We start from the raw sequence: 6,740 nt of genomic DNA on the forward strand, positions 1-6,740 counted from the left end.
AGAAGCATTACTTCATCTTGAAATCGGAAGAAAAATATCTCATGAGATCGGAGCAAAAGACCTTGAAAAAGAGAGTTTTGAAGGATTATCAAAATTATATTCAGCAACAGGAAAATATGAAAAAGCTTATGAATTCATTAATCGTTATACAGAATTAAAAGACAGCATTTTTGCCATTGAAAAAAGCTTGAAAATCACGCATTTGCAAAACAAATATGAAGCTGAAAAAACTGAAAATTTGATTTCAGCAATGAAAAAGGAACAGGAAATCCAAAACCTGATCAAAAAATACCTGATCATCGGCCTGATCTTGATCCTGTTGATCACAATCCTCTTATATTACCTTTATAATGAGAAAAAAAAGGAAATTGTACTTCGCAAAAAAACAGAGGAACGGTTGATCGAAAGCGAAGAATCATTTCGTTCTTTAGCGGAGAATTTAAAAGTATCTGTTTTTACCTTCGATGAAAGCGGTTATTTTACTTATGCAAATCCTGCTTCCTCGGAAATCAGCGGTTACTCAAATAAAGAACTTCTTTCAATGAAATTTTATGAATTTGTACATCCGGAATTCAAAGAGACTGTTAAGGAAAGAGGATTTTCCAGATTAGAAGAAGATATTTATCCAAATACCTATGAAATCAAAATAATCACTAAAAACAAAGTACAAAAATGGATCGAACTTGTAAACAGTCGCATCATAATTAATGGAAAAGCTGTTATTTTAGGAACTGGAGTAAACATCACTGAAAACAAAAAAGCACGGGAAATACAAACTGTTTTATATAATATCAGCAATGCTACCAACACAACCACAGAAATAGATGAACTTTATAAAATCATTCATGAACAACTCAATACGATCATAGACACAACAAATTTTTATATCGCATTATATGATGAAAAAACAAATATTATTTCTGCTCCATATTATATCGATGAATTGAATAAACAAATCCCAGAACCACAACAATTGAAAAACGGGATCACTGCATATATAATAAAAAAAGAAAAACCACTTTATTTAACTGCTAAAAAAAGGAACAAACTCATTCGGGAAGGTCTTATTGCCGATATGAATTGGAAAAGTAAGATCTGGTTAGGTGTTCCTCTAAAAGTTGGGAAAAATGTTATTGGAGCTTTAGCGGTTCAAAGTTATAAAGATGCTAAAATGTATTCGGAAAAAGATCTTGAAATTCTGGAATTCGTATCTGAACAAGTTGCTTTAGCTATTGATAGAAAAAAAGCTCAAGATGCCCTAAAAGAAAGTATTGTCAGGAACAAAGCTCTTCTTCAGGCAATTCCTGACATGATCTTTGTCCTCGATAAAAATGGAAAATACCTGGATTTTGAAGCGGAAAAAAACGGTTTATTAGCAATTCCAAGAAAGCAGATAATTGGAAAAAACATCAAAGATGCTGGTTTTAATGAACAACAAATAAAATTGATCCTGAATAAAATTGAAGAGTCTATTAAAACAGGAAATACTCAGACAATTGAATATGAGCTTGCAGTACCGGAAGGTCTTAATACATTTGAAGCAAGAATTGTTCCTCTGAATCAAAGTAAAGTTTTAGCGATCGTTCGGGATGTCACCAGTCAACGGAAAGCAGAAAAGGGATTAATTGAGAGTGAAGAACGCTACCGAAGACTGTTCGATTCATCTCCTGATCCGATCATTGTTCACAGCAATGGTAAATTAATTTCCGCAAATAAAGCCGCAGCAAATTTCATTGGAATAGACAATCCTGAAAAACTATATGGACAACCGATTATCGATTTTGTTGCCCCCGAATCTCATGAAATCGTTAAAGAAAGGATCCATAAATTATATACTGCCGGAACTCCGGTTGAACTTGAAGAAGAAAAATATCTTACTATCGATGGTTCGGTCAGAGATGTTGAAATATCAGCAATTCCAATAACTTTTAAAAATGAAAAAGCTGTTCTTGTAGCTTTCAGGGATATAACAGATCGTAAAAGTGCTGAAGAAAGAATTAAGAATTCCTTAAAAGAAAAAGAAGTTTTATTACAGGAAATTCATCATCGAGTGAAAAATAATATGCAGGTTATCTCGAGTATGCTCAATCTGCAAGCGGGATACATCAAAAATAAACAAGATTTGGATCTGTTCAAAGACAGTATTAATCGTGTTAAATCTATGGCTCTGATCCATGAGAAACTGTATAGATCAGAAGATCTGGCAAGAATCAATTTTAGTGATTATATCCAAAAATTAGCTCGTAACCTGTTTACATTCTTCAAAATCGATATTAATAGAATAAAATATCGAGTTGAAATGGAAGAAATATTATTAGACATTAATAAAGCAATTCCGTGTGGACTGATCATCAATGAACTGCTTTCAAATTCCCTCAAATATGCATTTCCAAAAGACAAGAAAGGGCTTATTCAAATCAAAATCGAATACAGAGAAAATGAGAATAAATATCATGTTCTGTTTGAAGATGATGGTATCGGACTACCTGATCGAATAGATTTTCAGAATACCGAAACCTTAGGATTACAGTTGGTCACTACATTAGTTAAACAACTTCATGGTGACATCGAACTAGATAAAAGCAACGGCTCAAAATATACAATTATTTTTACAGGTTCGGATGATGTCTAGAAAATATGTTTATAACACTTTAAAAACAAAATTGTTTGTGATAATTTTTTTAAGGAAAGATAATTGAAAAACAAAGTTATTCTTTATTTGCTGATTTTGGTTTTCGGTTCAACTTTATTTATCACACTCGCTATTGGAAGTTACGCCAAAGCAAAAGTAAATTCTGTCTTAAAAAACCAGAAAGAACAACTTTTCCAGCAAATTAAAAGTGATTTCCAACTTTTTGACAGATTACTTCTACATATCGAAGAAGATATTAATATATCTATTGAAAAATCGATAAGTTCCATAAATGATGAATTGGATACAAAGAAAAAAAGAGAAGAAATGTCTCAACAGGAACTTAAAAAGTTAGCTCAAAAATACAATGTTACTGAAATTTATTTAATCGATGAAAAAGGTACAATATTTAATACTTCATTTGCTCCGGATATGAATTTTAACCTTTTCTCAATTGAAAAAAAATTCACTGATTTCCTGATATCCATTTACGGAAAAGGAAAAATATTCAAACAGAGAATTGGTATTTCCAATAAAACCGGAATTCTAAACACTTATGCTTATTATAGTCCTCCCGGAAGTGATTATATTTTAGAAGTTTCCGTAAAAATCCAAGATTACATTAAAGAGAATTATTCAGAAGAATATTATAATATGGTCTTTAAAGACCTGTTTTCTACAACCGTAAAACTTAACAATTATCTGAAAAGTTTTGATATTTATCGGATCAATAATATTTCCGGTTGGTCTTTTATTAATGAAGGAAAAAAGTTTGATAAAGATAAAAGCCTGATCCTTAATTTAAAACCTGGAAAAGAATTAAAGATCAAAAAAGGAAGAATGGAAACGAGCTATTTTATTCCAAAAATAAAAAAAGCTGATTTTGATTTCGTGAAAGAAATGTACCTCGAAGTAGTATACGATTTTAGTTTTATAAATCGTTTTGTGACTAATATCATCTTTTATGCAATTTGCTCATATATTCTGATCATGTCTCTTGTTTTTATGATCTCATCAAAATTATTCAATGAACTTATTGTAAAACGGGTTCTCATGATAAATACAGGATTAAAAAATATCGAACATGGAAAATATGGTACAAAGTTGGAAATTGATGGAAAAGATGAATTAACAACTATATCTAAAAATATAATGAATATGTCTGAAAAAATTCATGCGCGGGAATTACAATTAAAAAAAAGCAAAGAGAGATATAGAACATTACAAGCAAATATTCCTGTTGGGATTTTCAGGTTAACTCGACAAGGAAAATTCTATTCACTCAATCCGGCTTTGATTCAGATGTTTGGTTATGAATCCGAAGAAGAAATTAAAAAGGCAAATATAAACGATCTTTATCATGATTCTAATCAGAGAAAAATTTTATTGAAAATGCTTATTTCTAAAAAAATAGTAAAAAATTTCAATACTGAACTAACGCGAAAAGACGGAAAGATTTTCTGGGGTTCGATCAGTATTAAAATGATTACAGATGATCAAGGAAATACTCTATATTTTGATGGGATAATCGAGGATATCACTGAAAGAAAGAGAGCTGAAGAATTGATCCGGGCATCTTTGAATGAAAAAGAGGTACTGCTTCAGGAAGTTCATCATCGCGTAAAAAATAATATGCAGGTCATTTCCAGTCTGTTGAGCCTTCAGTCAAGATTCATCAAAGACAAAGATGATCTCGAAATCTTTAAAGAAAGTCAGAACCGAGTCAGATCAATGTCTCTTGTGCATGAAAAACTATATCAGTCGGAAAACCTGGCAAAAATTGATTTTGCAGAATATATTGAGAGTCTGACACGAAGTTTATTCATTTCTTATGGAATTAGTAAGGAATTGATAAAATTGGATATTCAGATAAAAAATGTTTTAATGAATCTTACTACTGCAATACCATGCAGTTTACTCATCAATGAACTTGTTACGAATTCTCTGAAATATGCTTTCCCGGGTAAACAAAAAGGTGAAATTTTAATTTTTATGACTATAGATGAATCAAAAACATATAATCTTATAATTTCCGATAATGGTATCGGATTTCCAACTGAAATCGATTATAAAAACACCGATACTCTGGGTATGCAATTAGTCGATACTTTAATAATTCAGCTTAAAGGCACACTTGATATGATCCAGGATAAAGGAACTACTTACAGGATAAGCTTCCCGGAGAAGATTTAAGTGTTTCTTTTTATGCTTTTTCCCAAATTCCATTCGGGAATGCAAGTTATGAAAAGTTCTACTTTGACTCAATCTCATTAAAAAATGAGTTCTGCTGAATTGATGAAAATTTCAGAAACCATTAAAATGGTTAGGGATAATGTTTTTTTACTATTCTCAGCACTACAATGTCCGTCGAAAGCCGGAGTAAACAATTGTGGTGTTATTCTGATTAATTTTAACAGGAACTGTATTCTTTTTTTTCATAACAACACCCTGATTTATCAGGATGAAAGAACGGTTGAATATGATGAACAGAACCGTTTTAACGGTTTACATTCTTCTGCGGAACTTGAGTTATTTAATAAATCATTAGCCCACAGTTTTAACTTTGGGAAAAAAATAGTAAAACCTGTTAATAACCACTTTAGTGGTTTCCATAAAAATTTTCAAAACTTTGTAGTTAAAAATTCAGGAGCAAAATAATGAAAAAAAAACTTGTTCTATTGATAATCGCTTTCATAAATACATTTGCATTTTCTGATAATTCGGATTATATCTCAAAATTCCACTATGATTCTTTAGTTCCGGATGATTACTCAAATATACAAACTGCCATAAATCATTCATTTGATGGAGATGTAATCCTTATAAGCCCCGGAACTTATTATGAAAATATAAATTTTGATGGAAAAAATATCACGATCACTTCCTTTTTCAATGTCGAAAAAGATTCTTCATTTATTTATAAAACTATCATCAATGGAAGAAAGAAAGGAAGCGTAATTCGTTTCGAAAACCAGGAAAAATCATCAGCAAGATTAAGCGGATTTACTTTAACCAATGGTTCCGGAGTTTATGATAATCCTTTTTATAACCCGGAAAACAGTTCTTATCAAATCGAATTGGAAAATCCATATAATAATGATGAACACTATTATCTCGGAGGAGGAATTTATTGTAAAAATGCTAATCCTAGTTTAGATAATTTGATCATAACCAATAATTCTGCTTTCAAGGGTGGAGGAATTTTCTTCTATTCTTCCAATGCAAAATTAGAAAGGATCATAATTTCTAATAACCTTGCTGAAGATGATGGCGGAGGAGTTTCATGTTATCTGGCAAATCCTTCCCTGAAAGATGTAAATTTTATTAAAAATTCAGCTGTGGAACAAGGAGCAGGGATTGCATGTCTTTACAATTCAAATCCAAGTTTTTTAAGAGTCAGATTTGAAGAAAACAAAGCTGGAAAAAATGGTGGTGGAATATTTTGCACACTTAATTCCAATCCGATTTTCAACAACACTATAATTCTCAAAAATTCAGCTGCTTCCGGAGGAGCTGTTTATTCCAGAAAATCAAGCCCTGAATTTGAAAATGTAACCATCGTTAAAAATTCAGCAACTAAAAGAACTGCTGGTATTTTCAGTGAGGATGATTCCAATCCTGTTTTGATGAATTGTATTTTATGGAAGAATTCCAATGGTGAAATCGCTTTTTCTCATCAATTTAAAAAGAGTTCCGTCACCATTTCATATTCAGATATTTATTCAGGACTTGCCGGTATTACAAATCAGTTTAATGGAATTTTGAATTGGGATAACAGTAACCTGGAATTCTATCCGCTTTTTAAAGATGAACAGAATAATGATTATCAGCTTATGATAGGCTCTCCCTGTATCAATTCCGGAAATCCTGAAAAACAATACGACGATCTTGACGAAACAAGAAATGATATGGGAGCGTTCGGAGGTCCAAAAGGTGATATAAAATTCTGGTGGTTTAAATGATTTTCTTACGAAGAATCTTCGTATGAAAATCATTTAAACTACCAGTATTTTATATCACGTTTTGGACCTCCGAACGCTTCCATATCATTTCTTGTTTCGACAAGCTCGTCGTATTGTTTTTCAGGATTTCCGGAATTGATACAGGG

General features: G+C 31.5%; 4 protein-coding genes. All 4 read left to right on the forward strand.

Features of this window, described 5'->3' with window-relative positions; genetic code table 11:
* Positions 1-2,632: PAS domain S-box protein (locus tag ENL20_03065; GenBank protein HHE37537.1), on the forward strand; the 2,632-nt coding region annotated here is incomplete at its 5' end.
* A gap of 63 nt (positions 2,633-2,695) precedes the next feature.
* Positions 2,696-4,825 carry a PAS domain S-box protein gene (locus ENL20_03070; GenBank protein HHE37538.1) on the forward strand — a complete coding sequence of 710 codons (2,130 nt, stop codon included), beginning with the start codon at positions 2,696-2,698 and terminating at the stop codon, positions 4,823-4,825.
* A gap of 102 nt (positions 4,826-4,927) precedes the next feature.
* Positions 4,928-5,290: a hypothetical protein gene (locus ENL20_03075; protein HHE37539.1), complete on the forward strand. Its 363-nt coding sequence runs from the start codon at positions 4,928-4,930 to the stop codon at positions 5,288-5,290.
* Positions 5,290-6,594 (forward strand): hypothetical protein, encoded by a 1,305-nt coding sequence (locus tag ENL20_03080; GenBank protein ID HHE37540.1) that lies wholly within the window; start codon positions 5,290-5,292, stop codon positions 6,592-6,594. Before ENL20_03075 ends, ENL20_03080 begins: the two co-directional genes overlap by 1 nt.
* Positions 6,595-6,740: the final 146 nt, after the last annotated feature.

Source organism: Candidatus Cloacimonadota bacterium (genome assembly GCA_011372345.1).
Taxonomy (GTDB): domain Bacteria; phylum Cloacimonadota; class Cloacimonadia; order Cloacimonadales; family TCS61; genus DRTC01.